Genomic DNA, 25,472 nt, shown 5'->3' with positions numbered 1-25,472 from the left:
ATGAGCCTGCACAAGGTTGTCTGGCAGGAAGGCATGCTGCTGCGCCCGCAGCACTTCCAGCAAAGCGATCGATATTACGATCACCAACTCAAGACGCGCACCCAGAAGCTGAGCAGCTATGCCTGGGGATTCTTCAATCTGGAGATCGACCGCCAGTTCCTCAACATGGGCAAGCTGGTGCTCAGCCAGGCCAGCGGCATCCTCCCGGACGGTACGCTGTTCGAGCTGGGCAGCGAGCGCGAGCCACTGGCGCTGGACATTCCGCCGAACACCGGCAGTACACCGGTATACCTCGCGCTGCCACTGGTTACCGGCAACCACATCGAAACGCGTCGTCCCGAACAGAAGGATGTGCTGGCGCGCTACACCGCCCATGAGCTGGATGTCGCCGACTCCAATGCCGGCGACAGCAGCACCAGCCAGGTCAGCACCGGCCTGCCGGATTTTCGCCTGCTGCTGGGCGAGCAGCAGAGCGACCAGGCCTACGTGAAGCTGCAGCTGTGCGAGGTGCTGGACACCACGCCGGACGGGGTCATCAGCCTCGACCCCGAGTTCATTCCCACCTACGTCAACTTCCAGGCTTCGGGCTACCTGCTGTCCTGCCTGAAGGAAGTGATCAGCATGCTCGCCCACCGCGGCGATACCCTCGCCGAGCGCATCAGCGCCACCGGCAAGGTCGGTGGCGCCGAGGTCGGCGACTTCATGATGCTGCAGCTGATCAACCGTCACGAACCGGTGCTGCGCCACTACCTGGGCGTGGAGCAGGTGCACCCGGAGCAGATCTACCGCGACCTGCTTGGCCTGCTCGGCGAGCTGGCGACCTTCTCCAGCGAGAGCAAGCGCCCGCGCCTGGACGGCCGTTACCAGCACAGTGACCAGGGCGCGAGCTTCCGCAAGCTGATGGACGCGATCCGCCAGGTGCTGTCGATGGTGCTCGAGCAGCACGCCATCGAACTGCTGCTGCAGCAACGCCAGTACGGCATCCAGGTATCGCCACTGCACGATCACAAGCTGCTCGGCACCGCCTCCTTCGTGCTCGCCGCCAGCGCCCAGTGCGATTCGGAAACGCTGCGCACCCGCCTACCGGCGCACCTGAAGATCGGCCCGGTGGAGCGCATCCGCCAGCTGGTCAACCTGCATCTGCCGGGTATCCGCCTCAAGCCGCTGCCGGTGGCGCCGCGGCAGATCCCCTTCCATGCCGGCAAGACCTATTTCGCCCTGGAGCTCAGCGCCGAGGACCAGGCGCAACTGGAGCGTTCCGGCGGCTTTGCCTTCCATGTGTCCGGTGACTTCGCCGGGCTCGAACTGAAATTCTGGGCGGTCAGGGACTGAGCGACATGATCAAGGAAATGGATTACGGACAGGACGACCGCACGGTCATCGTCAATCGAGCGGGAGAGGCCCCGGCGCAGAGCCCGCTGACCGACTTCGACAGCCCGCCGCGCTTCGAGCAGCTGGAGGAGCGGATGATCTACGCCGCCCGCCTGCGCCCGGCGGAAACCTTCAACATCAGCCTCAACCCGCTAGTGGCCGCCGCCTCGCCGCTGCTGTCGGAAGTGGTGCGCTTCAAGCACAGCCTGGAAAGCGAAGACCTGCAGGCCCTGCACGGGCAGTTGAGCGGCGCGATCAAGCTGTTCGAGCATCGCGCGCTGCATGACGGCGCCGAAAGCAGCCAGGTGATGGCGGCGCGCTACGTGCTCTGCACCGTGCTCGACGAGGCCGTGGTGACCACGCCCTGGGGCAACGAGAGCGAATGGTCGCAGATGAGCCTGCTGTCCTCCTTCCACAACGAGACCTTCGGCGGAGAGAAATTCTTCCAGCTGCTCGAGCGGCTGTCGCGCAACCCAGTCAAGCACCTGCCGATGCTCGAGCTGATGTACCTCTGCCTGTCGCTCGGCTTCGAGGGCAAGTATCGCGTGCTACCGCGCGGCATGCTCGAGCTGGAAGCGGTACGCGACAGCCTCTACCGACAGATTCGCCAGATGCGCGGCGATATACCGCGCGAGCTGTCGCCGCACTGGGAAGGCCTCAAGGACACCCGCCGGCGTCTGGTGCGCATTGTGCCCTGGTGGATGGTGGCGCTGTTTACCCTGATCTGTCTCGGGGTGATCTACGGCGGCTTCGCCTGGGTGCTCGGCGAGCAACGCGAGAGCGTGCTGCAACCCTATCGCTCGCTGGACATGGATGCCGGCGATTCCACCTCGTCAGGGATGAAATGAGATGAAGACGTTCTTCGGCAAACTCGGCGCCGTGCTGCGCCGAACCTGGGTCTGGAGCCTGCTGCTGGTCCTGTTGCTGGCAGTCGTGGTGTGGTTCGTCGGGCCGCTGCTGGCAGTCGACGACTACCGATTCTGGGAATCCTCGACCGCCCGCCTGCTGAGCATCAGCGTGCTGTTTCTCGGCTGGGGCCTGGCCATGGTCTTCGCCAGCTGGCGCGCCAGCGCGCGCAAGAAGCGCGACGCCGAGGATCAGGACGTTCAGGAACAACTGCGCCGCGACGGCCTGATCGGCGAAGAGCAACAGGAGTTGCGCCATCGCTTCAGGCAGGCGCTGCGTATCCTGAAGACCTCGAGCCTCTATCGCGGGCGCAGCGAGAAATGGCGCCGCGAGCTGCCCTGGTACCTGCTGATCGGCCCTCAGGGTAGCGGCAAGACCAGCCTGCTGGACTTCTCCGGGCTGGATTTTCCGCTCAACCGCAGTGAACAGCAGCGCCTGACCAAGGATGTCTCCGGCACCCGCTTTGCAGACTGGTACTTCGCCGATCATGCCGTGCTGATCGACACCGCCGGCCGCTATCTGACCCAGCCCGACGCTGCCGTCGACGGCAGCGCCTGGGACACCCTGCTCGGTCTGCTGCGCAGGCGTCGTGCCCGTCCGCTCAACGGCGTGCTGGTCAACCTGCCGGTGGACCAGCTGCAGGGCGGCAGTGAACTGGAGCTGGAGAACCTTGCCCGCCAGACCCGTCAGCGCCTGCACGAGATCCATCAACGTCTGAGCGTGGACGTGCCGGTCTACCTGGTGCTGAGCAAGGCCGATCGGATTCTCGGTTTCGACGAGTTCTTCGAGCAGCTGTCGCGGGAGGAAAGCGACCAGGTGCTCGGCGCAAGTTTCCGCAAAGAACAGAATGGCAGCGACGCGCAGGTCGTGCGCCAGGAGTTCGAGGAACTGCTGCGCCGGCTGAACAGCCAGGTGATCCTGCGCATGCATCAGGAGCGCGATACCCAGCGCCGTGGCCGCATCCTCGACTTCCCCCATCAGCTGGGGCAGATCGGCGAGCATCTGAGCCTGTTTATCGAACTCGCCTTCGCCGGCAACCGTTACCAGCGTGCCAGCCAGCTGCGGGGCTTCTACCTGACCAGCGCGCCGCAACTGCGCGAAGGTCTCGACCCGCTCACCGCCGGCATCGGTCGTCAGCTCGGCCTGGCCAGCAGTGCACTGCCAACCTTCCGCAGCGGCCGTGCGCGCTTCATCAATCAGCTGCTCAGCCGGGTGATCTTCCCGGAAGCCGAGCTGGCGGGCCTCGACCAACGCGAGGTACGCCGCATCGACTGGGGCCAGCGTGCCCTCTATGCCGGCGCCTTCGGCTGCCTGCTGCTGATCGGCGGCGCCTGGGCGATGAACTTCTCGGGCAACCATGAGCGCCTGGAACAGCTGCGCGGCATCGCCCAGCAACTCGGCAGCGAGCGCAAGTCCATCGAGGCGGGAGACGAGGCGCTACGTACGCTCAAGGCTCTGGACGCGAGCTATGCGGCGACCGAGGTGTTCCCGCCGAAAGATGAGGTGTCCTGGCTGCGCCGGGGCGGTCTGTATCAGGGCGAGGCGGTCGACCCGACGCTGCACGAGGCCTACCGCCGCGATCTGGAGAAACTGCTGCTGCCACGTGTCGGCCGGCAGCTGGAAGCGCAGATTCGCGCCAACCTGAACGACCGCGAGCAACTGCTCGGTAGCCTGCGCGCCTATCTCATGCTGAACCTGGCCGAACGCCGTGATGCGGCGTTTCTCAAGGACTGGCTGGCCGCCGACTGGTCGCTGCGCCATCCGGGCAATGCCGTGGCGCAGCAGGGGCTCAACACGCACTTTGCGCGTCTGCTGGAAGAATCCTTTGCGCCGTATCAGCTGAACGAAAAACTGGTGACCAAGGCCCGTGCCCAGCTGCGCAGCGAATCGCTGGCGGCAGTGGTGTACCGCATGCTGCGCGATCAGGCACGCAACCTTCCCGACTATCGGCTGAACACCCAGCTCGGCCCGCAGGCGGCACTGTTCGTCGGCGGCGACTACACGATTCCCGGCTTCTACACCCAGCAAGGCTACCAGAAGCTGTTCGTCGCCCAGGGTGGCGATCTGGTCAGCGAGATCCTGCGCGACAACTGGGTGCTGGGCGAAGGCGACAGCCTCAGCGCCAAGGACCTCAGCCGCCTGCTGGTGGAAATGGAACAGCTGTATTTCCGCGACTACGCCGCACACTGGAGCGAGGCAATCGCCCAGCTGAACATCCTCCCCGCCGGCAGTGCGGCGCAGGGTGCCGCGCAGCTCGCCGGGCTCACCGCCGCCAACTCGCCGCTGCTGCAACTGCTGCTGGAAATACGCGAGAACACCCGCTTCGCCGGTGTGACCGAAGCGACCGCCGAGGCCGGCGAGCTGGCCGAAGCGGCGCAAGGCGCCGGTGGCAAGCTCGGCAAGGCGGCCAAGCTGGCTACCGCGGCAGCGGAGCAGGCCGCGCTACTGAAGAACGTACCGGACACCGCACGCAAGGCCCTCGAACGCCGTTTTGCGCCGCTGCACCAGCTGCTCAACGAAAACGGCGCGGCTGGTCCTGAGCTGACGGCAAGCCTGCAGGCACTCGACGCCCTGCAATTGCAGCTGGCCTCGCTGGCCCATGCCAGCGCACCGGAACAGGCCGCCTTCGAGATGGCCAAGGCACGCATGGGCGGCCAGCGCGATGCCATCAACCAGCTGCGCAACAGCGCTGCACGCCTGCCGCAGCCGCTGGGCAAGTGGCTGGGGCTGCTGGCCGAGGACAGCTGGTCGCTGGTGCTCAGCGATGCCTATCACTACCTCAACCAGCGTTATCGCAACGAGCTCTACGCCAGCTACCGCGGTGCCCTGCGCGAGCGCTATCCGTTCAGCGCCCACAGCGCCAGCGACGTCGCCCTCGCCGACTTCCGCGAGTTCTTCAAGGCCCAGGGCCTGGCGGACAGCTTCTTCGAGCGCTACCTCAAGCCCTTCGTCAGCGGCAGCGCCGGCCAGTATCGGTTACGCCGGGTCGACGGTCGCGGCCTGCCGCTGTCCGAGCAGTTCCTTGCACAGATGAGCCGGGCGCAGAGCATTCGCCGCAGCTTCTTCGCCGAGAACCCCAACGAGCCGCTGATCCTGTTCAAGCTCGAACCGTACTCGCTGGATTCGAGCCTCGGCCGGGCCGACTTCCGCTTCGGCAACCAGCAGTTGGAATATCGCCACGGGCCCATCGTGCAGACCGCGTTCCGCTGGCCGGCTGAAGCCGACGACGGACGCACCAGCCTAGTAGTGGAGGAACTCGGCGGCCGTCGCGTGGGTATCGAGAAGAACACCGGGCCCTGGTCGCTGTTCCGCCTGATCGACCTGATGCAGGTGGATTACCACAGCGGGCGCGACGTGCTGATGCTCAAGGCCGACCTCGGCGGTCTGCGCGCCAACTATCTGCTGCATGCGCAGCGCTCGCCGAATCCGTTCGACCTCGCGCTGTTGCGCGGCTTCAAGCTGCCGGCGACGCTGTGATGAGCGCAACCGCGTGCAGCTGGCGCAGCGCCGCGCGCACCGACACCGGCAAGGTGCGGGCGCGCAACGAGGACGCCTTTCTCGACCTGCCACAGGCCGGGCTGTGGGCCGTGGCCGACGGCATGGGCGGGCACCAGAACGGCGCGCTGGCCAGCCGCCTGATCATCGAGCAGCTGGCCGAGCTTTCCGGCGGCGGCGATCTGCCGGAGCGGCTGCGGGCGTTGCGGCGCTGCCTGCATGAGCTCAATCGCCGCCTCAGCCAGGAACTGACGGTCACCGCCGAGCGCCCCGATCCGGTGATCGGCAGTACCGTGGTCGCCCTGCTTATGGAAAGTGATCGCGCCGCCTGCATCTGGGCTGGCGACAGCCGCTGCTACCTGTGGCGTAGCGGCCGTCTCTATCAGCTGTCACGCGACCACTCGTTGCTGCAGCAACTGATTGACGAGCAGCAGCTCAGCCCCGAGCTTGCCGCCGAACACCCGGCCGCCCATGCATTGACCCGCGCCATCGGCGCCAGCGAGAAGCTGGAGCTGGATATCCTCGAATTCGCCGTATTCCCGGGCGACACGCTGCTGCTGTGCAGCGATGGGCTCTACCAGAGCATGTCCGCCGACGCGCTCGGCGCCGCGCTCAGCCTGCCGTCCACGCAGCTGGCGCTGGAGCGGCTGTTTCGCCAGGCACTCAAGGGCCCGGCGCGAGACAATCTCAGCGCCGTGGTGATACGCCGATGAACGCCCAGCCCGCCTGCGATCTCACTTATTTTGCACTGGCCTCCACCGCGGTCACGCCGGTGTCGGAGGCACCGAAAACGCCTGTCGGCGAGCTGCCGGAAGTCCTCGGCGGCCGCTACCGGATCGAGCGCCTGCTCGGCGTCGGCGGCATGGGTGCGGTCTATCGCGCCCGCGATCTGCTGCGCGAACAGCTCGGCGATCCGGAGCCCTACGTGGCGCTGAAAACCCTCAGCGAGGATTTCGCCGAATACCCCGACGCCAGCGCCCTGCTCTACAGCGAGTACGCACTGACCACGCGCCTCAGCCATCGGCATGTGGTGCGCCTGTACAACTTCGATATCGACCCGGCGAGCCAGCGCGCCTTCATCACCCTGGAGCTGCTCAAGGGGCCAACCCTCGACCAGCTGCTGTGCGAGCGCCCGCAGGGCATGCCCTGGAGCGAACTGCAGGGCATCGCGTTGCCGCTGCTGGACGCGCTGAGCTATTCCCACAGCCTGGGCGTGCTGCATGGCGACCTGAAGCCGAGCAACGTGATGCTCGCCGATGACGGCCTGCGCCTGTTCGACTATGGGCTCGGACAACCGCTGGAAGGGCTGCTCCCCGGTCTGCCGCGCCTGTGCCGCACACGTTTTGCAGCCTGGACGCCGCGTTATGCCGCACTGGAGCTGCTCGACGGTGGCGAGCTGACCGCCGCGGCGGATGTTTACGCCCTGGCCTGCGTGCTCTACGAACTGGCCAGCGGCAGCCACCCTTATCGCCGGCTCAGCGCCCGTCAGGCCAAAGCCATGGAGCTGGACCGCACCCTGCAGCGCCCGCCGCAGCTGCCGGCGCACTGCTGGCCGGCACTGCGTCTGGCACTGGCATTCGACGAAGCGCAGCGCAGCATCGATGCAGCGGGCCTGCTGCAAGCCTTCAGCCGCCCCGCGCCGAGCCGCCTGCAGCGCTGGTTCGGGCACTCCCATGGATGACATCAGGACAAGGAAAGCCCCATGTTCAACGCGGCTAACGAAACCCACTTCAGCCTGACGCTCGAAGGCGTGGAGCACGATCTGCAGGTCCTCGCCTTCAGTGGTCGGGAAGCCATCAGCCAACCGTATCGCTTCGACCTCGAGCTGGTCAGCGAGCTGCCTGATCTGGATCTGCAGGCGCTGCTGCATAAACCTGCCTTTCTCGCGTTCGACCCCGCCGGCATGGGTATCCACGGCTTGGTCCACCGCATCGCCCAGGGCGAATCGGGCAAGCGCCAGACCCGCTATCGGCTGACGCTCGTACCGCAGCTGGCTTACTTAGCGCACCGCACCAACCAGCGCATCTTCCAGCACCTGACGGTGCCGCAGATCGTTGCCCAGGTGCTCGAGGAACACGGTATCCAGGCCGATGCCTACCGCTTCCAGCGCGGCCCGGTGATCTACCCAGAGCGCGAATACTGCGTTCAGTACGACGAGACCGACCTGCACTTCATCCAGCGCCTGTGCGAGGAAGAGGGCATCCATTACCACTTCCAGCACAGCGCGAACGGCCATGTGCTGGTTTTCGGCGATGACCAGACCAGCTTCGCCAGACTCGGCCAGCCGACCGCCTACCTGCAGGACAATGGCATGACCGCCGACGAGCCGGTGATCAAGCGCTTCGCCGTGCGTGTCGCCACACGCACCAGCCGGGTCAGCCGTCGAGACTATGATTTCGAGCAGCCCAGAGTATTGATGGAGGCGGCCTATCGCGGCGAGCAAGCGGTGAACGCCATACCGCAGCCCGATCTCGAGGACTACGACTACCCCGGCCGCTTCACCGAGCGCGCCCGCGGCAAGCACCTGTCGCAACGCGCACTGGAACGGCATCGCCACGACTATCGCCTGGCCGAAGGCGACAGCGATCAAACAGGACTGGTCAGCGGCCATCTGCTGGAGATCTCCGACCACCCGCGCCGGGAATGGAACGACCTCTGGTTGCTCACCGAGGTGCTGCACGAAGGCAAGCAGCCGCAGGTGTTGGAAGAGTCGATCACCAGTCATGTCGATAACGGTGACGGTTTCGTCCAAGGCTACCGTAACCACTTCAGCGTCACCCCCTGGGACATCCCCTTCCGCCCGCCTCTGAAACATCCGAAACCGAAATTGCTCGGTAGCCAGACCGCCGTGGTCACCGGACCTGCCGGCGAAGAGATCCACTGCGACGAATACGGACGGGTGAAGGTCCAGTTCCACTGGGACCGCCACGGCCAGGCCGACGACAAGACCAGCTGCTGGTTGCGCGTCTCCTCCAGCTGGGCCGGCGACCGCTATGGCGGCATCGCCATCCCGCGGGTCGGCATGGAAGTACTGGTGACTTTCCTCGAAGGCGATCCCGATCAACCGCTGGTGACCGGCTGCCTGTACCACAAGGAGCATCAGGTCCCCTACGACCTGCCGGCCAACAAGACCCGCACGGTGTTCAAGACGCTAAGCTCGCCCGGCGGTGGCGGCTACAACGAGCTGCGCATCGACGACCGCAAGGGCGCCGAGCAGATCTACCTCCACGCCCAGCGCAACTGGGACGAGAACATCGAGAACGACCAGAAGATCCGCGTCGGCCACGAACGTCACGACACGGTGGAGGCCAACAGCTACAGCGAATTCCGCGCTGAGGAACACCTGACCGTTGCCGGCGACCGCAAGGTGGAAGTCAAACCCGACGACCACCTCACCGTCGGCCAGACCCAGCACATCAAGCTCGGCACCGCCCAGCTGACCAAGGCCGGCCGCGAGATCCATCTCAAGGCCGGGCAGAAGATGGTCATCGAAGCCGGCGTTGAACTGACCCTCAAGGCCGGCGGCAGCTTCATCAAGCTCGACCCGGGCGGCATCACCATCTCCGGCCCGCTGGCGCGAATCAACGCCGGCGGCGCACCGGGCAAGGGCTCAGGGATCAAGATCAAACCGCCGGTGCTGCCGGGAATGGCGGATACGGATAAGGCCGGGAGCCTACTGGAGCAGGCAATGCCGGGTGAGGCGGACAGCCTGCTCCGCAAACGCAAGCGCTCGCTCAATTTCTCGGGCTAAGAACAGTGCCGGCAGCGCCGCCGGCTCGAACGCAAGGAAGCATCGAACATGGCCGAACACCATCCGATCAATTGGGCTTACCCCTTTCCCAGCAAGGACACCAACTGCAACCCGCTGCACCTGCTTACGCATATGGCCCAGGCCAAGGGCGGGTTCTACCCTACTGGCGAGAACGGCTTATGGCATGGCGGCGTGCACTTCGACGAAGGCACGGCTGCTGCATTCGACCAGTCGAGCGTCCGCTGTATCGCCGACGGAGAAGTAATTGCCTACCGCATCGACGAGCGCTATCCGGTCAGCGAATTCACCGACGACATTCCCATGGTCAAACGAGCGCCCTTTTCCACGGGGTTCGTTCTGATCAAGCACAGCCTGCAGCCGCCTCCACTGAAGAACGCGGACGGCAGCATCACCGAAGGGCAAACCCCTCCAAGCCTCACTCTCTATAGCCTGTACATGCATTTGCTGGACTGGGTCGGCTACCAGGCACAACCGGACCTGCCGCGCCCCGCCTTCTGGGAAACCAAACGCTATACCGTAAATACGCAGCACGATGGCCTGAGCGTTCGCGCAGGCCCGAGCAAGCACACCACTAAGCTCTCGGAGCTGTCCAAGGGTGCCGAGATCACCATCGGCAGAGCGGAAGGTGAATTCAGCAAGCTGGTCAGTCTGATCAGCGGGACGGCACAACCCGCCCTATCAGCTGACGACGAGGGGCACCTACCCGGCTATGTATCCACCAGCTTGCTCAAGCCGCACAGCGAGCCAGCGGAATACGACAAGGTCGTCGTTCTCGACAGCGGGTTGCCGATCAAGGCGGGTGAACTTATTGGCCATCCCGGTCTGTACCAGAATCACGACAGCGCCGCTCAGCACATGATCCATGTCGAACTGTTCAGCTGCGACGATGTGCCTGCTTTCATCGCGCAGAGCCGCGCCTGGGCCAGCCGCTTGCCGGACGACCAGAAAACCCTGCTCAAGGTCTATAAAGGTGCGAGCAAACTGATTGCTCATCGAGAGGGTATCAGTGCCGGAAATCCTCCCAAGCTCAGCGACGAAGGCACGCAGGTCGGTGTCGACCTGATAATCCCGCAAGCGCTGCTGGATGGGTTGCCGGCTTCGCACAAGATTCCGGCCACCATCCCTGCCGAAGGCAGCACGCCAGCAAGCACATCCACATGGTGGCGACTGGACGGCCTGTTCGCCGACGATAATGGCAACCTCATCGATGGCTGGCTCGCCGAGCAGGAGCTGATCACTACTCGTCACAGCCCGTGGGAGTGGGAAGGCTTTCAATGCATCGAGGAAACCGGAACGCCCGTCGAGAAACTCGCCTATTCCTTTAACGCCAAGGGCCTGCTGAGCGCAGAGGAGCAGCAAAACTACAGTGTCCAGATCAGCAACGCTGACGGCGGCCCTCTCACAACCATTGCTCGGCTGTACGATATCGTCGATGCAAACAAAGACGGCACGCTGACGAGTCGCGAAATCCGAGCAGCGCTGGCCAAGCCCTGGCACGCCCAAGTGCTCGGGCAGCTGATCACCAAGTATGAAAGCGAGTGGTTCTGGAACAAAAGCAAGTGGGACGAGCTTGATCCGTTACTGGCGGAAGAGCCCGGAACGCCAAATCTTGTTTGGGAAGCGGAAAAGCAGCGGATCGAGAAATTGAGCTGGTGGGGTGATCTGGCTGGAAGGCATGGGATTTCGAACGATAGGAAAGCATGGCATCTTCATTCCATTGCCACGGTGGGCCATTTTTTGTATGCGAGCCGATTGATTGATGTCGATCGATTTATCGACGAGTACACTTGCCAGCACGAGCAATTCGCCCCAAATTCGCCAGCTTTTTCTCCCGCCTCAAAAACTAATCTTCGTATAATCGTGGAACTTATTAATAAGTATTACGAAAGAGCCCCCGAGAAATCAAACCTTTTCGAGCTAGCGTATATGTTTGCCACCGCCCGACATGAAGCCTACTACTTCCCTTCAGGAGAGTTCTTTAGCTCTAAACCAGAGGTTGGCAGCATTGCTTATTTTAACAAGTATGATCCGGTGCTCGCTGCAACCCAAGAGCATCGTGATCGCGCGATGAAGAATGGAAATACTCAAGAAGGCGATGGCTATAAATACCGTGGGCGGGGCCTCGTACACCTCACATGGAAAAATAACTACCGCAAGGCCGAAGACCATTTTGATATTCCATTCGTAACCCAGCCCGAGCGAGCAGCCGAGCCTGAACATTCTGTGCCCATTATGATATGGGGTATGAAAGAAGGAATTTTTACTGGTAAAAAGCTAAGTCACTACATTAATCCCAATGGGGTGGATTATTTGGAAGCCAGACGGATAATTAACGGCACCGACCAGCGGCAACGTATCGCCGGCTACGCGCAGAAATTTGAAGCCATCCTCAGAAAAACATCGTCGGCTAAGGAAACCTTCGTTCCATGAGACTCTTACTAGTTTTTGCGATATTCATTGCGGCAGCCCTAGCCACCACCACATATGCAAAGCCATATACAATAGCAGTCAATAGAGCCGACTCTTCAGAGAGTTTTACCGCCGATATCGAAAGCGGCATTTTAATAATTCAGAGAAGGGGAGAGACGATCACGACACTCCCAAATATCGTTGGCCATACAGGACAGATCACCAGGACTCTAACGTCGTTCAACAACGGCCCCGCCCTAAGTTACGAAAACTCTGGATCAAATACATACTTTGAGGTTTTCTATACCCTAACACTTAACAAGGACACCCCTCTTATAGACTGCGCCTATGCTAATATCCGCAACGGGCAGAACGGTGTCTCCGTTCGAAAAGCTGTATGCAATCTAGAAGCCCCCCTATCAAACAATTATCAAGATTTAATTTTTAACTATTCTGACGCCTGGATTGACGCGTCCAACGAGGTATCACTTCAATCTATTATGGACGAGCCATCCAAAGCTGCTTTAGTACCTCTCGGCCCGCTTGGCGAAGTTAATATGTCATTGCGCTACGATTCGATTGAAGACCTAATGTCTGCCAGCCCAAGAACCATAGCGACAAAAGGTGGAAAATTCCATGAAGTGACCGCCGGCAATGCTTATTTAGTATATGACGCCGATGGAATTACACCCTTAGCACTAGATGTAGAAATGGACCCTATCTCACACACATTGAAGCGGCTTACATCCACGGAGCTATCGCGCGCCATTGACGCTGACTAGATCTGACGATCACGGGTGGCGCGATAATTTAGAGATACGCAGCGAAGTGGTTCCAACTAGACGCCTCCAGCAAGCTTCGAAGTGGTTGAAGGCGAGAAGCGTCTTCAGCCTTCTACGAGACCGGTGCCTGCCACCACACCACGTAGCATCGCTCGCGAGGTCGTCAAATCCCGCCGAAGCAGCTACGCCGACAACAAGCTGACCACGGCAAACCGGCCGATGTTGGCCTGCGCCACGACGGTCTGGGTGACCGCGGCGTAGCTCGAGGGGCTGCGCTGCATCAGTTCGTACAGCTCGCGGGCGAATTCCAGCGCCCATTGCTGTTCGTCGGCATCGGCCTGGCGGGCGAGGAATTCGCGGATTTCGCGCTGGCGCTGGCTCAGTTGTTCGCGCAGGGCGGTGACCTTGTCCAGCCCGCTGACCACGCTGTCGAGCAGACGGCGCAGTTCGCGCAAGGAATCCAGCTGCGGCTCGGCGGGCAGGCTGAGCGCCCGCTCCTCCTCGCTTGCTAGGCGCTGGGCGCCCTTGGCGAACAGCTTGCCCTCGCCCTGCACCGCCAGCTGGCCCTTGAGCTGCTGCCAGTCGCTCTCGCGCGCCGAGAACTTCAGCTGGCCGTGCTGATCCAGCTCGGCACGGATGCCGGCATTGCCGAGGGTGGCATTGAAACGACGCAGGATCTGTTCGTCGCTGAGGTTGTCATCCAGCACCACCGCCACCGGCTCGGCCAACTGGCGGCCGCCGCTGAACAGCAGCGTCTCGCGGCCGGACTGGCGGATGGTATCCAGCGAATCCAGCCCCTGCAGACTGAAGCGGCTGCGCACCGGCTCGTTGAGCCGCAGTTTGAGGTTGGCATCCAGCGTATTGCCCGAGCGTCTGCTGCGCTGTTGCAGCAGCTCGTCAACCTGCTGGAACTGCTCGCGGATCGCGTCCTGGCCTGCAGCCTGACTGGGGGCGCCGAGTTCGCGGCTGAGGCTGAGCTTGAGCTGCGACAGTCGGTTGTGCAGGTCGGCCAGGTAGCTCTCGGCCGTCTGCATCGACGACAGCTGCTGATTGAGCTGCAGGCTGAAGCTGGTGCTCTTGCGCTGGCCGGCTTCGGCGATTGCACTTTCGCTGGCCGCGGCGCGGCGCGACGTCACCGGCGCTTCGGGTACCAGCACCTGACGCCGTTCCTGCGGGCTGGCGGGGGAAACGGCGGGCAGCTGCTTGCCGATCTTCATTCAGGCTTCCTCGCTCAGAGCATCCCGAACAGGGACAGGCCATTGATCTTCAGGTAGGTCTTCTGGGTCGCCTGCAGCGCCAGCTGGTAGTTGTTCAGGTCGATGCTGGCACCGGCGTAGTCGAGCCGGGACAGCTCACCCTCGATCTTCTGGTTGACCAGCGACACGTCCTGATTGCTGCCGGTCAGCAGGGTCAGGGTGTTCTGCCGGCCACCGAGTTCGGTGACGGCGCCGAGCAGTTCGCTGTGGGTCGCGTCGAGGCTGTTCATGCTGGCGGTGATTTGCGCGCCGACCGCCGGGTCGCTGGCATCCAGCGTCGGGTCCTGCAGCTGCTTAACCAGCGCGTGCAACTGGTTGAGCATGTCCACGCCAGCGCCGAACACCTGCGCGGCGGTGACGTTCTCCTCGACCAGCACGCCGTTGGCGACCGCGGCCTGGCGGTGCTGGTCGTTGCCGGTGAGGCTGTAGGTCTCGGTGGCGGCGTCGAAGCTGATCGCCGGGCGATCGCTGAGGGTGCCGGAGAACAGGTAGCGGCCTTCCTCGTCGCGCACGTTGGCGAAGCTGGCGATGGTGTTCTCCAGGCTCTGCAGTTCGCCGGCGATGGCTGCCAGGTCCTCGCTGGTGTTGCTGCCGTTGGCGGCCCAGAGCAGCAGGTCGCGCGCGCTGAGCATGGTGTCGGAGGCGGCCTTGAGGTTGGTTTCCTGCTTGGACAGATTGCCCGAGACGTTGGCGATGTTGGTGCGGTACTGCGCCAGGGTCGCTTCTTCGCGCTCGATGCGCAGCACCCGCACCGCCGAGATCGGGTCGTCGGACGGACGCAGCATGCGCTCGCCGCTGGACATCTGCTGCATCAGCTTGCCGAGTTTGGCCGAGCTGTTGTTCAGCGAGCCGTGCATGGTGGCGGTGATCTGGGCGTTGGAGATGCGCATGGTCTTCTTCTCGTCAGGTGGCTCAGAACATCGCCAGCACGGCGTTGAACAGCTCGTTGGAGGTGCTGATCACCTTCATGTTGGCCTGGTAAGCCTGCTCGTAGGCCATCAGGTTGACCGCTTCCTCGTCGAGGTTGACCGCGCTGACGCTGTCGCGCTGGGCCTGCGCCTGTTCGGCGACGGTAGTGGCCGCGGCGTGATCGGCCTGGTTCTGCCGGCTGGCGCTGGCGATGCGCCCGACCAGTCCGGCATAGGCATCGTTCAGCGGCACCGCATCGCCGCCGACGGTGACGCTGGTCGTCTTGGTGCCAAGCAGTGCCAGCAGCGTCTGGTTGTTGCCGACCTCGCCGGCCACCGAGGACAGCGCCAGCTCCTGCGTCGACAGCGTGCCGATCGCGAGCATGCCGCTGGTGCTCGCCGGGTTGTAGACGAACAGCGGCTGGCCGGGGTTGCCGTTGAGGTCGAAGCCGCCGGCCAGGGTGTCGTTGACCGCCTGCGCCAGCGCGCCGGCCATGGCGTGCAGGTCGTCCTGGGCCGGGCGCAGGGCGCCGTACTCCATGTCGTAGAGCGCGCCGAGCGAACCGCCGAGGCCGTCCTGGATCAGCGGAAAGGAGGTCTTGGCGAAGACCAGCGTCAGTTCCTGCTCGCCGGCGAGGTTCTCGCTGACTTGCAGCTGGCCGGCGGTGGTGCCGGCGACCAGCGGCTGACCGTTGACCAGCGACACGCCGAGGCTACCGTCGGCGGCTTCCTGCACGCGGATGCCGGCGTACTGGCTGAGGTCCTTGATCAGGTTCTCGCGGTAGTCGCGCAGGGTCGCGGTATCGCGTCCGGAAGATTCCATCTCGAGAATCTGCGCATTGAGCTCGGCGATGTTGCTCGACAGGCCGTTGATCTCGCTGACCATCGCCACGCGCTGGCCTTCGAGGGCGCCGAGCTGCGTGTCGATGTTGGCGTTCAGCCCGTTGAAGCGCTGCGCCAGCTGCTTGGCCTCGCTGAGGATCTGCTGGCGCAGGGCGATCGACTCGGGCGTCGAGCTGGCCTCGCTGAGTGCGGCATAGAAGTTATCGAGGCCGACGCTGACGCTGGAGCCTTCGCTGTCGAGCAGGCCTTCCAGCGCGGTGAGGTACTGCTGGCTGGTGCCGTAGTAGTTCTTCTCGGTGCTGGCGCGCCACAGCTGCTGGTTCTGGAAGTCGTTGGACAGCCGGCGAATGCTGCTGACCTGCACGCCGCCGCCGATGCTCGAGGCGGTCTGCCCGCCGAGCGAATGCAGCTCCGGCGCCAGGCGGCTGAAGCCGGGGGTGTTGACGTTGGCGATGTTCTGCCCGGTCGCGCTGAGGGCGATCTGCGAAGCCCGAACCCCGCTGTAGCCAATCTGGCTGAGAATGCTCACGACACGACTTCCTTCGACTCGATCCGGATCGGTTGGGCGAAGGCCACGGACAGATGCCCGCCGCTTCGCTGCTGGTTATTCAGGGCGACCGGCGCGGCGGCGGAATTAAGCGCCGCGCGCTGCGCCGGCGGCTCGGCCTGGCGCGCGGTCGCCGCCTGCAGGTCCTGAAGGATGTTGCGGGTGTAGTCGCGGGTTTCCGCGTAGGGAATCTTCTGCACCCAGCTGGCCGTGTCGATCTCGCCGGCGCGCGGATCGCCATGCTGCTGCAGCCACTCGTCGACCTTGCCCGGGCCGGCGTTGTAGGCCGCCAGCGCCAATGCCTGATGGCCGTCGTAGCGTTCGAGCAGCTTGCTCAGGTAGGCGCTGCCCAACCGCTGGTTGTAGGCGGCGTCGCTGGTCAGGCGTGCCTCGCTGTAGGGAAGGCCGAGCTCGGCGGCCATGTCCTGCGCGGTGCCCGGCATCAGCTGCATCAGACCGCGCGCGCCCTTGGGCGAGACGGCGGCGACGTTGCCGCTGGACTCGTGCTTGATCACGCTGGCGACCAGCGCCTGGAAGCTCGCCTTGCCATCGGCCCAGGCACGGTCGATGGCCTGCACGCCGCGCTGCCAGGTGCCACGCAGCGCGTGCAGCCCGTTCGTCTGGCCCGCGGAAAGTCCGCCGAGGGTGCTGGCGACCGGCGCCGCCGTGCGGCCCTCGCCGCCGCCGGCGAGCTGCTGCACCAGCATGTCGGCGATGCCGGTCTGGCGCTTGGTCGCCAGGTTCTCGGCGAGCACCTCGTCGTAGAAGTCGCGCATGGTGTCCAGCTCGCGGCTGCGCATCGGGTTGCCGGCGGCCAGCACGTCGCCGGCCTTGCGCATCTGCTTGAGGATCTGCTGCAGGAACATCGCCTCGAACTGTTCGGAGACGACTTCCAGCTGCTGGCGCCGCGCCGCGGCCGGGCCGTCGGCACGCTGGCGCAGGCTGTTAAGGTGTTGCGGAAGGGAAACGATGCTCATGGTTCAGATCACGATCAGTTCGGCGTTCAGTGCGCCGGCGCGTTCCAGCGACTGCAGGATGCTCATCACGTCATCCGGCGTGGCGCCGAGACTGTTGATGGTGCTGATGATGCTTTCCAGGCTGGCGCCTTCGGGCCACTTGAACATGGCGTTGCGGTCCTGCTCGACGGCGACGTCCGACTGCGGCACCACGGCGGTCTCGCCCTGGGAGAACGGCCCCGGCTGGCTGACCTGCGGACGCTCGCTGATGGTCACCGTCAGCGTGCCGTGGGCCACTGCGGCGGCCTTCACGCGCACGCCCTCGCCGACCACCACGGTGCCGGTGCGGCTGTTGAACACCACCTTCGGCCGCACGCGGCCTTCCTCGACCTCGAGGCGCTCGAGCATGGCCATGAAGCTCATGCGCTGGTTGCTCGACACCGGCGCGCGCAGCGCGACCTTGGTGGCATTCAGCGCGGTGGCCGTGCCCTTGCCGAACAGCGCGTCGACCGCATCGACCACCCGCGTGACGGTCTGGAAGCTCGGCTGGCGGACGTTGAGCATCACCTGCGCGCGCTCGGTGAAATCGGTGGGAATCATCCGTTCCACCGTCGCGCCGTTGGGGATCCGCCCGCTGTTGGAGGTGTTGATCGCCACCTTCGAGCCGCTGGCACCTTCGGCATTCACCCCGCCGACCACCAGCGCGCCCTGCGCCACGGCATAGACCTCGCCGTCGAGGCCCTGCAGCGGCGTCATCAGCAGCTGGCCGCCGCGCAGGCTCTTGGCGTCGCCCAGCGAGGACACGGTGACGTCGATGCTCTGCCCCGGCCCGTAGGACGGCGGCACCATGGCGGTGACGGTCACCGCGGCGACGTTCTTCAGCTTCGGGTCGACGTTCGGCGGCAGGTTCACGCCGAACTGCTTGATCATGTTGGCCACCGACTGGCTGGTGAACTTGACCTGATTCTTGTCGCCGGTGCCATCCAGGCCGACCACCAGGCCGTAGCCGATCAACTGGTTGTCGCGGATGCCTTCGATATCCACCAGATCCATCAGCGGCACCGCCTGCGCCGGCAGCTGCCAGCAGAGCCATGCGACGGCGAGAAACAGCTTCACACGCATCGGGAGTCTTTCCACTTAGAGGGGGAACAGCGGGCTGGAGAAGAAGCGCGTCAGCCAGCCGGCCGAGTTGCTGTCGTTGAGCACGCCGCGCCCGGCGTAGGAAATCCGCGCGTTGGCGACGTTCTGCGAAGACACCTGGTTGAAGCGGTTGATGTCGTCCATGCGCACCAGCCCGGTCAGGCGAATGTATTCGTCGCCCTGGTTGAGCTTGAGGTTCTTCTCGCCTTTGACCAGCAGGGTGCCGTTGGGCAGCACGCGGTGCACGGTGACGGCGATCGAGCCGCGCAGGGTGTTCTGCTGCGAGCTCTTGGCCGAGCCGTCGAACTCGCGCTCGCCGCTGGCCGAGGTCTCGACGTCCGGGTAGCGCTTGCCGAGCACGGTGGGGATGCCAATGCCGATGCTCGACTCCTTGCCGAAGCTGGTGCCGGCGCTCTTGCTCGACTGCGTCGACTCGTCCAGCACCACGGTGAGGATGTCGCCGACCCGGACCGCGCGCCGGTCGCTGATCAGCGAGCCACCGTAGCCCGAGCGGAACAGTCCGCCGCTGGTGGTCGGCGGCAGGCTGTAGTCCAGCTCCAGCGGCTCGTACTCGCTGGAATCCTCGTCCGGCAGCAACTCGTTGAAGCTGGCGCAGCCGCTGAGCAACAACAGCAGGGCGAGCAGGATCGGCGTACGCATCATCGGGCTCAGACGGTCTGGTTGAGGAACTGCTGCATGCCGGAGGCGGCGTCGAGCACCTTGGCGTTGGCCTCGTAGGCGCGCTGGATGGCGATCATCGCCACCATCGCCTCGACCACCTGCACGTTGGAGCCCTCCAGCACGCCCTGCTTGAGCTGGCCGAGGCCTTCCTCGCCCGGCACGCCTTCCACCGGCTCGCCGCTGGCGACGGTTTCGCGGTACAGGTTGCCGCCCAGCGCTTCCAGTCCGCCGGGGTTGGTGAAGTTGACCAGGGTGATCTGCCCCAGCTCGGACGGCAGGGTATCGCCGGCCAGCACGGCGGTGACGATGCCGTCGCTGCCGACGGTGAAGCCGGTGCTGCCTTCGGGCACTTCGATGGCGGGATTCAGCGGCAGGCCCTGGGCGTTGACCATCATGCCTTCGGCGTTGAGCTGGAACTGGCCGTTCTCGGTGTAGAAGATATCGCCGTTGGGCGCCTCGACCTGGAAGAAGCCGCGGCCGACGATGGCCAGATCCATCGGCTGGCCAGTGGTCTGGATGCTGCCCTCGGTGAACACCTTCTGCGTACCGGCGACGCGCACGCCGCTGCCCAGCTGGATGCCGGACGGCACGGTGTTGATCTCGTCGGCCTGGGCACCCGGCTGCTTCTCGATGACGTAGAACAGGTCCTCGAAGACCGCGCGGTCGCTCTTGAAGCCGTTGGTGTTGACGTTGGCCAGGTTGTTGGCGACGGTCGTCATGGCCATGTCCTGGGCGGCCAGGCCGGTCTTGCTGACCCAAAGGGCGGAATTCATGCGTTATCTCCCGATCAGCTGCCGCGGATCATTCGGTTGCCGGCGTCGGAGAGGTCCTCGGCGGCTTTCATCATCTTCACCTGGGTTTCGAACAGGCGGTTCAGGCTCATGGTCGAGGCCAGCTCGTCGATCGCCGAGACGTTGCTCGCCTCGAGAAAGCCGCTGGCCAGGCGCACGTCAGCGCTGGGCGCGGCGGGCTGGCCGTCGCGGGTCACCAGCAGGCCGGCGGCGTTCTTGGTCAGATCGGCCGGCGGCACGTCGACCAAACGGATGCGGTCGACCTCGGCCATCACCCAGTCGCCCGGTGCCATGATCGACACGGTGCCGTCGTTGCCGATTTCCAGTCGGTCGTGCTCGGGCAGCACGATCGGCCCGCCCTCGCCGAGCACGGCGCGACCGTTGAGGGTCAGGCGTCCTTCGGCGTCGATCTGCAGGCTGCCCTGGCGCGTGTACGCCTCGCCCTCGCCATCCTGCAGCACGATCAGGCCGCTGCCCTTGACGGCGAAATCCAGCTCGCGGCCGGTGGCCATCAGCGGCCCGGCGGCGAGGCTGACGCCGTTGTTCTCGACCACGGCCATGTGTCGGCTGTCGTAGCCATAGCCTTCGACGGCCACCGCCTGGGCACGCTCCAGATCGGCGCGAAAGCCGGGCGTGTTGACGTTGGCCAGGTTGTTCGAGCGCACCTGCAGCGACAGCATCGTGCGGCTGGCGGCGGTCATCGCGGTGTATCCCAGACGGTCCATCGGTCAGCCTCAGAGTGCGTTGAACAGAACCTGGGTCAGTTCCTTGTTGGTGGAAATGACCTGGGTGTTGGCCTGGTAGTTACGCTGGCCTTCCATCAGGCCCACCAGCTGCTGGGTCAGGTCGACGTTGGAGCTTTCCAGCGCGCCGGAGGCCAGCGTGCCGTACTGGCCGACGCCCGGGGCGCCGAGCATCGCCGCGCCGGAGGCGGCGGTTTCGGTCCAGGCGGTGCCGCTGATGTTCTTCAGCCCCTCGGCGTTGACGAAGCTGGCCAGTACCACCTGGCCCTGCAGCAGGCGCTCGCCGTTGGAGTAGCTGGCGTAGACGCGACCGTCCTTCTCCACCGCCATGCCGGTCTGCTCGCCCGCCGCATAGCCGGTGGCGCGGTTGCTGGTGACGCTGAACTCCGAGCCGTACTGGCTGCTGCCGGTGTAGTCGAGGTCGATCGCCAGCGGGGCGACACCGCCGGTCAGCGCGGCGTTGAGGGTGACCGTGCCGATCGGCGCGGCGAGCACGCCGGCGCTGTCGAAGGCCAGCGGCTGCGCGGCGCCCAGCGAAGCGCCGTCGATGTAGTAGTGGGCATCCCAGTTGTTGTCGGCGGTCTTGACGAAGTACTGGGTCAGGGTGTGTTCCTTGCCCTGCGAGTCGAACAGCTTGGTGGTGTAGGTGGAGTTGTAGCTGTCGGCCACCAGCGGGTCGAAGGCCACCGCCGGCACCTCGCCGTTGGCGTCGAGGTTGGCGACGAAGCTCAGCGCGTCGGTGGCGCGCGCCGGCAGGCCGCCGGAGCGCAGCTGCAGGTCGCTGACGGTCCCGGTCTGCAGGTTGCCGGTGGCGTCCGCCGGATAGCCCTGCAGGCGCTGGCCGAGGCTGTTGGTGATGTAGCTGTCCTTGTCGGTGCCGAAGATGCCGGCGCGGGTGTAGCCGACATCGCCGTTGCTGGCGCGGGTGACGAAGAAGCCGCCGCCGGAGATGGCCAGGTCGAGGGTGCGGTTGGTGGTGGTCAGCGCGCCGCCCTGGCTGATGCTCTGGGTGCTGCCGATCACTTCCACGCCCATCGCCTGGGTTTCGGCGTAGAGGCTGCCGAAGTCGGTGCGCGAGGACTTGAAGCCGACGGTGCCGGAGTTGGCGATGTTGTTGCCGATGGTGTTGAGCTGTTCGTTGACGGCGGAGAGGCCGGTCAGGGCGATGTTGAAACTCATGGTTGCGTCTCGTCTCTGCTGAAGGGAGGTTCGGGCGGCACGCGGCGCCATCAGGCGCTGGCGGCGCCCTGACCGAACTCGAGGATGTTGTAGAACGGCACCGAACCGACGCCCTGGACCTGCAGCACCGGCCCTTCGGCACTGACTCGCACGTTGTCGACCCGTCCGGCGACCTCTGCCTGCGGGAACTCGCCGCTGTCCGACTCGATCGCCACGCTGTAGCGCCCCGCGGGCAGGCCGAGGCTGGCCGGATCGATCTGGAATGGCACCGCGCCGGCCGAGTGGGCGCCCAGCTCGACGGCGGTCTGCACGCCGTTGGAATCGGTCAGCACCAGCGAGGTGCGATTGGAGGCGTGCTCCAGGCTGAACTGGCCGCTGACGACCGTGCCATCCAGCTTCAGCGTTTCGACCGCGACGCTGACCTGCTGGCCGACCAGCCCGGAGGCGGTGAGGGTCTGCAGGTTGTCCATCAGCACCAGGTTGTTCTGCGCCAGGCTGGCCATGTTCTCCATGCTCTTGACCTGCGACATCGCCGAGAACTGGTTGAGGAACTCGGTGCTGTCGACCGGCTTGGTCGGGTCCTGATACTTGATCTGCGCGACCATCAGGCTGATGAAGTTGTTCTCCATGGTGGTGGCGTCGCTGACGTTGACGGCGCGCTTGACCTGCTCGATGGAGTTGCCGGCCAGGCTGCTGTCCAGCGCGGAGTTGACGCTACTCATCAGACTTCTCCCAGACGCAGCAGGCTCTGCTGCATGCTTTTCACGCGGTTGAGCACCTCGACGCCGGTCTCGAAGCTGCGGGTGGCCGACATCATGTCGGTCATCTCTTCGATCTCGTTGATGTCGGGGTAATAGACGTAGCCTTCGTTGTCGGCCAGCGGATTGCCCGGCTCGTAGCGACGCTTGGGCTCGGCGCCGGAGGTGACCACGTCGAGCACCTGCACGTGGGCGCCACCGAGGCCGACGCCGCGGGTCAGCGAGTCGTTCTCGTACACCGCGGCGAACATCGGCTTGCGCGCCTGGTAGGTATCCGCGGCGCTGCTGGCCGCCGAATCGGTGTTGGCCAGGTTGCTGGCCACGGTGTTCAGCCGCACGGTCTGGGCATTCATCGCCGAACCGGCGATGCGGTAGATGGAATCGAACGACATCAGCGACCCTCGATGGCCTGCTTCAGGCCACGGAATTTCATGGTCAGGAAGGTCAGGCTGGTCTGGAAATCCATGGAGTTGCGCGAGAACTGCGCCTGCTCGACCGACAGCTCGACGGTGTTGCCGTCCTGCGAGGCCTGGGTCGGCACGCGGTACTGCAGACGCGGATCGCTGCCGGCGATACTCAGGCGCGGTGTTTCGCTGTCCTGCAAGCGCTGCATCTCCTGGCGGAAATCGATGTCGCGCGCCTGGAAGCCGGGCGTGTCCTCGTTGGCGAGGTTGGCCGCCAGAATTTCGCTGCGCTGCATGCGCAGCTCGAGGGCGCGTTCGTGGACGCCGGTCACCTCTTCAAACCGTATACTCATTCGCCGATACCCTTGAAGCATGAGTGGGCGGACAACCGTCCGCGCCGCTGGTCGGGCATGGATTGCAGGAATCGTGCCCAGCCTTTAGATACCTATAAGCTTTTGTTTTATATGACTAATTTAAAAGAAGACGAGCAACGGAACGCCCATATGCTTCCGCATCGGCACGGTGTGCGCGGGCTAGGCGGAAAAGTCGTTTCCGCCCTGCTGACGCTCTGCCTGACCGGCGCCGCGCTGGCGCAGACCGCCACGACGCGCACGGACGCGCCACGCCAGATCGAACAGGCGGTCGAAGGCTACCTGCGCGACAACCTCCAGCGCGAAGCCGTCCGGCAGCGCTGGCAGGGCATGCAGGCGCAGATCGACACCAGCCTGCCGGCAAGCGCCGTACGGCTGCCGGCGTGCAGCCAGCCGTTGCAGGTACGGCCCAGTGGCGAGGCGCCGTCGCCGCTGGAGCGCCAGCGTCTGGAGATCCGCTGCCCGGCCGGCGCCGGCTGGTCGATCGATGTCACCAGCCAGGCCAACGTCTCGCTGCCGGCGGTGCATGCGCTGGGGATCATCGAACGCGGCCAGCTCATTGGTCGCGAAGACCTCAAGCTGCAACGGATCAACATCGGCAAGGCACCGCGCGGCTACTTCAACCGTCTCGACGAGGTTGTCGGCAAGGCAGCCAAGCGGCGCATTCGCGCCGGGCAGACGCTGACGCCGGCGCTGCTCGCCCAGCCGCTGGCGGTCAAGCGCGGCCAGCCGGTGAAGATCGTCGCCAGCCACGACGGCATCGAGGCTTCCACGGCCGGCGAAGCGCTGGGCGACGGTCGCACCGGCGAGGTGATCCGCGTGCGCAACGTGCGCAGCGGCAAGGTGATCGATGCACAGGTACTCGACGAAGGGGTGGTGACCAGCACCTTCTAGATGCTGCTTTATCAGATGTACCGCGCATCGCGGCGGGTCCGGGACGGCAGACATCATCAGCAGGACAGCTGCCAAAAAAAATTTGGCGCCAGAATTTAATCCTTCGCTATCGGCTGTCGCCTTGTCCTTTCAGCAGGCAGTCAAGCCAGCTCCTACAGCCCACTTAGCACGAAGGATTCATCATGGCCCTGTCCATCCACACGAACTACTCCTCGCTGACCACCCAGACCAGCCTGACCAAATTCAACAATGCTCTGTCGACCAACCAGCAGCGCCTGGGCACCGGCCTGCGCGTGAACTCCGCTGCCGACGACGCCGCCGGCCTGCAGATCGCGACCCGCCTGAACGCTCAGAGCCGCGGCATGTCCGTGGCTATCCGCAACACTGGCGACGCCACCTCGATGCTGCAGACCGCTGAAGGCGCCTTCAACGAAATGACTGACATCGTTCAGCGCATGAAGGACCTGGCCACCCAATCCGCCAACGGCACCAACGCCCAGGCGGATCGCGATGCCCTGCAGGCTGAATACGACGAGCTGGGCAAAGAACTGGCCAACATCATGACCAACACCAGCTATGCTGGCGACAAGTTGTTCGGCCTCACTGGCGCCACCGGCAAGTTCGGCGCCGCTGCCGTCAACTTCCAGATCGGCTCCACCACTGCCGAGAAGCTGACCCTGAACGTCACCACTGCTTCCGCTGCCCTGGGTACCACCCTGGACGGTCTGGCGGGCACCTACACCACCCCGGCCACCTCGGGCGGCGAAATCGCCACCGAAGCCGGCGCCAACACCATGGTCGATACCCTGGCGACCGCGCTGGACGATATCGGCTCCCTGCGTGCGCAGTTCGGTGCCACCATCAACCGCCTGAACCACACCAGCAACAACCTGGCGAACATGAAGGACAACACCGAGATGGCCAAGGGCCGCATCATGGACGCCGACTTCGCCATCGAAAGCGCCAACATGAGCAAGAACAGCATGCTGATGCAGTCCGGCATCTCGATGCTCAAGCAAGCCGGCCAGATGCCGGGCATGGTCATGGGCCTGCTGGGCTAACAGCCTGCGCCGGATCGGTCAGTTCGCTGGCCGATTGTCCGATCAAACGAAAACGCCCCGAGAACTCGGGGCGTTTTCGTTTCCGCCGGATGAATAGCCGTCCATCCGACCAATGGTTGATGCCTCACTGCGGCGCGGCCGAACGCCCACGCCATGCGCGGGAAGCCAGTAATGGCGAGGCTTGCAGGCCAACCAGCCACTCGCA

The 25,472-nt window shown here is 64.6% G+C and carries 22 protein-coding genes; 10 read left to right on the top strand and 12 right to left on the bottom strand.

Features of this window, described 5'->3' with window-relative positions:
* The 8 genes from tssK to HU825_RS05805 are packed head-to-tail and all read left to right on the top strand — an operon-like array spanning nt 1 to nt 12,735.
* Nucleotides 1-1,332 (top strand): type VI secretion system baseplate subunit TssK, encoded by a 1,332-nt coding sequence (tssK, locus tag HU825_RS05840; protein ID WP_102828231.1) that lies wholly within the window; start codon nt 1-3, stop codon nt 1,330-1,332.
* 5 nt (nt 1,333-1,337) lie between these two features.
* Nucleotides 1,338-2,219, top strand: a complete 882-nt coding sequence (icmH, locus tag HU825_RS05835) for a type IVB secretion system protein IcmH/DotU (protein ID WP_234303105.1) — start codon at nt 1,338-1,340, stop codon at nt 2,217-2,219.
* Nucleotide 2,220: 1 nt separating this feature from the next.
* The gene (gene tssM / locus HU825_RS05830; RefSeq protein WP_234303104.1) at nt 2,221-5,754 is read left to right on the top strand and encodes a type VI secretion system membrane subunit TssM; all 3,534 of its coding nucleotides are present in this window, start codon (nt 2,221-2,223) and stop codon (nt 5,752-5,754) included.
* Complete coding sequence (locus HU825_RS05825; protein WP_077682857.1) at nt 5,754-6,485, top strand: PP2C family protein-serine/threonine phosphatase; 732 nt, start codon at nt 5,754-5,756, stop codon at nt 6,483-6,485. The genes tssM and HU825_RS05825 overlap by 1 nt, the downstream gene beginning before the upstream one ends.
* Nucleotides 6,482-7,453 (top strand): serine/threonine-protein kinase, encoded by a 972-nt coding sequence (locus tag HU825_RS05820; protein WP_054094158.1) that lies wholly within the window; start codon nt 6,482-6,484, stop codon nt 7,451-7,453. Before HU825_RS05825 ends, HU825_RS05820 begins: the two co-directional genes overlap by 4 nt.
* A gap of 21 nt (nt 7,454-7,474) precedes the next feature.
* The gene (gene tssI, locus HU825_RS05815) at nt 7,475-9,523 is read left to right on the top strand and encodes a type VI secretion system Vgr family protein (RefSeq protein ID WP_054094159.1); all 2,049 of its coding nucleotides are present in this window, start codon (nt 7,475-7,477) and stop codon (nt 9,521-9,523) included.
* Between the two features lie 48 nt (nt 9,524-9,571).
* A complete protein-coding gene (locus HU825_RS05810) occupies nt 9,572-11,974 on the top strand; it encodes a hypothetical protein (protein WP_234303103.1) in 2,403 nt (800 codons plus the stop codon).
* Nucleotides 11,971-12,735 carry a hypothetical protein gene (locus HU825_RS05805; protein WP_234303102.1) on the top strand — a complete coding sequence of 255 codons (765 nt, stop codon included), beginning with the start codon at nt 11,971-11,973 and terminating at the stop codon, nt 12,733-12,735. The genes HU825_RS05810 and HU825_RS05805 overlap by 4 nt, the downstream gene beginning before the upstream one ends.
* Nucleotides 12,736-12,917: 182 nt before the next feature.
* Here the strand turns inward: HU825_RS05805 and HU825_RS05800 are convergent, their stop codons facing one another.
* Genes HU825_RS05800 through flgB form a run of 12 tightly spaced genes read right to left on the bottom strand, consistent with a single transcriptional unit; the run spans nt 12,918 to nt 23,294 of the window.
* A complete protein-coding gene (locus tag HU825_RS05800) occupies nt 12,918-13,952 on the bottom strand; it encodes a hypothetical protein (protein WP_043298681.1) in 1,035 nt (344 codons plus the stop codon).
* A 14-nt stretch (nt 13,953-13,966) separates the two neighbouring features.
* A complete protein-coding gene (gene flgL / locus HU825_RS05795; protein WP_234303101.1) occupies nt 13,967-14,881 on the bottom strand; it encodes a flagellar hook-associated protein FlgL in 915 nt (304 codons plus the stop codon).
* A gap of 22 nt (nt 14,882-14,903) precedes the next feature.
* Complete coding sequence (flgK, locus tag HU825_RS05790) at nt 14,904-16,271, bottom strand: flagellar hook-associated protein FlgK (RefSeq protein WP_234303100.1); 1,368 nt, start codon at nt 16,269-16,271, stop codon at nt 14,904-14,906.
* Nucleotides 16,268-17,266 (bottom strand): lytic transglycosylase domain-containing protein, encoded by a 999-nt coding sequence (locus tag HU825_RS05785; RefSeq protein WP_234303099.1) that lies wholly within the window; start codon nt 17,264-17,266, stop codon nt 16,268-16,270. Before HU825_RS05785 ends, flgK begins: the two co-directional genes overlap by 4 nt.
* 3 nt (nt 17,267-17,269) lie before the next feature.
* The gene (locus tag HU825_RS05780; protein ID WP_054094164.1) at nt 17,270-18,367 is read right to left on the bottom strand and encodes a flagellar basal body P-ring protein FlgI; all 1,098 of its coding nucleotides are present in this window, start codon (nt 18,365-18,367) and stop codon (nt 17,270-17,272) included.
* Between the two features lie 15 nt (nt 18,368-18,382).
* Nucleotides 18,383-19,048, bottom strand: coding sequence for a flagellar basal body L-ring protein FlgH (gene flgH, locus HU825_RS05775; protein WP_043298672.1), 666 nt, complete (start codon nt 19,046-19,048; stop codon nt 18,383-18,385).
* Nucleotides 19,049-19,053: 5 nt separating this feature from the next.
* The gene (flgG, locus tag HU825_RS05770) at nt 19,054-19,839 is read right to left on the bottom strand and encodes a flagellar basal-body rod protein FlgG (protein ID WP_234303098.1); all 786 of its coding nucleotides are present in this window, start codon (nt 19,837-19,839) and stop codon (nt 19,054-19,056) included.
* Between the two features lie 14 nt (nt 19,840-19,853).
* A complete protein-coding gene (locus tag HU825_RS05765; protein WP_043298668.1) occupies nt 19,854-20,582 on the bottom strand; it encodes a flagellar basal body rod protein FlgF in 729 nt (242 codons plus the stop codon).
* A 9-nt stretch (nt 20,583-20,591) separates the two neighbouring features.
* Nucleotides 20,592-21,779 carry a flagellar hook protein FlgE gene (gene flgE, locus HU825_RS05760; protein WP_043298667.1) on the bottom strand — a complete coding sequence of 396 codons (1,188 nt, stop codon included), beginning with the start codon at nt 21,777-21,779 and terminating at the stop codon, nt 20,592-20,594.
* Between the two features lie 50 nt (nt 21,780-21,829).
* A complete protein-coding gene (locus HU825_RS05755) occupies nt 21,830-22,501 on the bottom strand; it encodes a flagellar hook capping FlgD N-terminal domain-containing protein (protein WP_234303097.1) in 672 nt (223 codons plus the stop codon).
* The gene (flgC, locus tag HU825_RS05750) at nt 22,501-22,929 is read right to left on the bottom strand and encodes a flagellar basal body rod protein FlgC (RefSeq protein WP_043298664.1); all 429 of its coding nucleotides are present in this window, start codon (nt 22,927-22,929) and stop codon (nt 22,501-22,503) included. Before flgC ends, HU825_RS05755 begins: the two co-directional genes overlap by 1 nt.
* Nucleotides 22,929-23,294, bottom strand: a complete 366-nt coding sequence (flgB, locus tag HU825_RS05745; protein ID WP_043298661.1) for a flagellar basal body rod protein FlgB — start codon at nt 23,292-23,294, stop codon at nt 22,929-22,931. The genes flgC and flgB overlap by 1 nt, the downstream gene beginning before the upstream one ends.
* A gap of 150 nt (nt 23,295-23,444) precedes the next feature.
* Here flgB and flgA point away from each other — a divergent pair, with 150 nt between their 5' ends.
* Together flgA and lafA are read left to right on the top strand one after the other, a co-directional pair.
* Complete coding sequence (gene flgA, locus HU825_RS05740; protein WP_234303096.1) at nt 23,445-24,206, top strand: flagellar basal body P-ring formation chaperone FlgA; 762 nt, start codon at nt 23,445-23,447, stop codon at nt 24,204-24,206.
* A gap of 182 nt (nt 24,207-24,388) precedes the next feature.
* The gene (gene lafA, locus HU825_RS05735; protein WP_234303095.1) at nt 24,389-25,267 is read left to right on the top strand and encodes a lateral flagellin LafA; all 879 of its coding nucleotides are present in this window, start codon (nt 24,389-24,391) and stop codon (nt 25,265-25,267) included.
* The last annotated feature ends 205 nt before the right edge of the window (nt 25,268-25,472 follow it).

This window comes from Pseudomonas phenolilytica, from assembly GCF_021432765.1.
GTDB lineage: Bacteria > Pseudomonadota > Gammaproteobacteria > Pseudomonadales > Pseudomonadaceae > Stutzerimonas > Stutzerimonas phenolilytica.
The sequence above is the reverse complement of the archived record's forward strand: the minus strand, read 5'-3'. Positions and strand labels throughout refer to the sequence as shown.

Bases quoted from the DNA above. Each gene is read 5' to 3' on its own strand.
- tssK (WP_102828231.1), top strand. From the start codon at position 1: ATGAGCCTGCACAAGGTTGTCTGGCAGGAAGGCATGCTGCTGCGCCCG.
- icmH (WP_234303105.1), top strand. From the start codon at position 1,338: ATGATCAAGGAAATGGATTACGGACAGGACGACCGCACGGTCATCGTC.
- tssM (WP_234303104.1), top strand. From the start codon at position 2,221: ATGAAGACGTTCTTCGGCAAACTCGGCGCCGTGCTGCGCCGAACCTGG.
- HU825_RS05825 (WP_077682857.1), top strand. From the start codon at position 5,754: ATGAGCGCAACCGCGTGCAGCTGGCGCAGCGCCGCGCGCACCGACACC.
- HU825_RS05820 (WP_054094158.1), top strand. From the start codon at position 6,482: ATGAACGCCCAGCCCGCCTGCGATCTCACTTATTTTGCACTGGCCTCC.
- tssI (WP_054094159.1), top strand. From the start codon at position 7,475: ATGTTCAACGCGGCTAACGAAACCCACTTCAGCCTGACGCTCGAAGGC.
- HU825_RS05810 (WP_234303103.1), top strand. From the start codon at position 9,572: ATGGCCGAACACCATCCGATCAATTGGGCTTACCCCTTTCCCAGCAAG.
- HU825_RS05805 (WP_234303102.1), top strand. From the start codon at position 11,971: ATGAGACTCTTACTAGTTTTTGCGATATTCATTGCGGCAGCCCTAGCC.
- HU825_RS05800 (WP_043298681.1), bottom strand. From the start codon at position 13,952: ATGAAGATCGGCAAGCAGCTGCCCGCCGTTTCCCCCGCCAGCCCGCAG.
- flgL (WP_234303101.1), bottom strand. From the start codon at position 14,881: ATGCGCATCTCCAACGCCCAGATCACCGCCACCATGCACGGCTCGCTG.
- HU825_RS05785 (WP_234303099.1), bottom strand. From the start codon at position 17,266: ATGAGCATCGTTTCCCTTCCGCAACACCTTAACAGCCTGCGCCAGCGT.
- HU825_RS05780 (WP_054094164.1), bottom strand. From the start codon at position 18,367: ATGCGTGTGAAGCTGTTTCTCGCCGTCGCATGGCTCTGCTGGCAGCTG.
- flgH (WP_043298672.1), bottom strand. From the start codon at position 19,048: ATGATGCGTACGCCGATCCTGCTCGCCCTGCTGTTGTTGCTCAGCGGC.
- flgG (WP_234303098.1), bottom strand. From the start codon at position 19,839: ATGAATTCCGCCCTTTGGGTCAGCAAGACCGGCCTGGCCGCCCAGGAC.
- HU825_RS05765 (WP_043298668.1), bottom strand. From the start codon at position 20,582: ATGGACCGTCTGGGATACACCGCGATGACCGCCGCCAGCCGCACGATG.
- flgE (WP_043298667.1), bottom strand. From the start codon at position 21,779: ATGAGTTTCAACATCGCCCTGACCGGCCTCTCCGCCGTCAACGAACAG.
- HU825_RS05755 (WP_234303097.1), bottom strand. From the start codon at position 22,501: ATGAGTAGCGTCAACTCCGCGCTGGACAGCAGCCTGGCCGGCAACTCC.
- flgC (WP_043298664.1), bottom strand. From the start codon at position 22,929: ATGTCGTTCGATTCCATCTACCGCATCGCCGGTTCGGCGATGAATGCC.
- flgB (WP_043298661.1), bottom strand. From the start codon at position 23,294: ATGAGTATACGGTTTGAAGAGGTGACCGGCGTCCACGAACGCGCCCTC.
- flgA (WP_234303096.1), top strand. From the start codon at position 23,445: ATGCTTCCGCATCGGCACGGTGTGCGCGGGCTAGGCGGAAAAGTCGTT.
- lafA (WP_234303095.1), top strand. From the start codon at position 24,389: ATGGCCCTGTCCATCCACACGAACTACTCCTCGCTGACCACCCAGACC.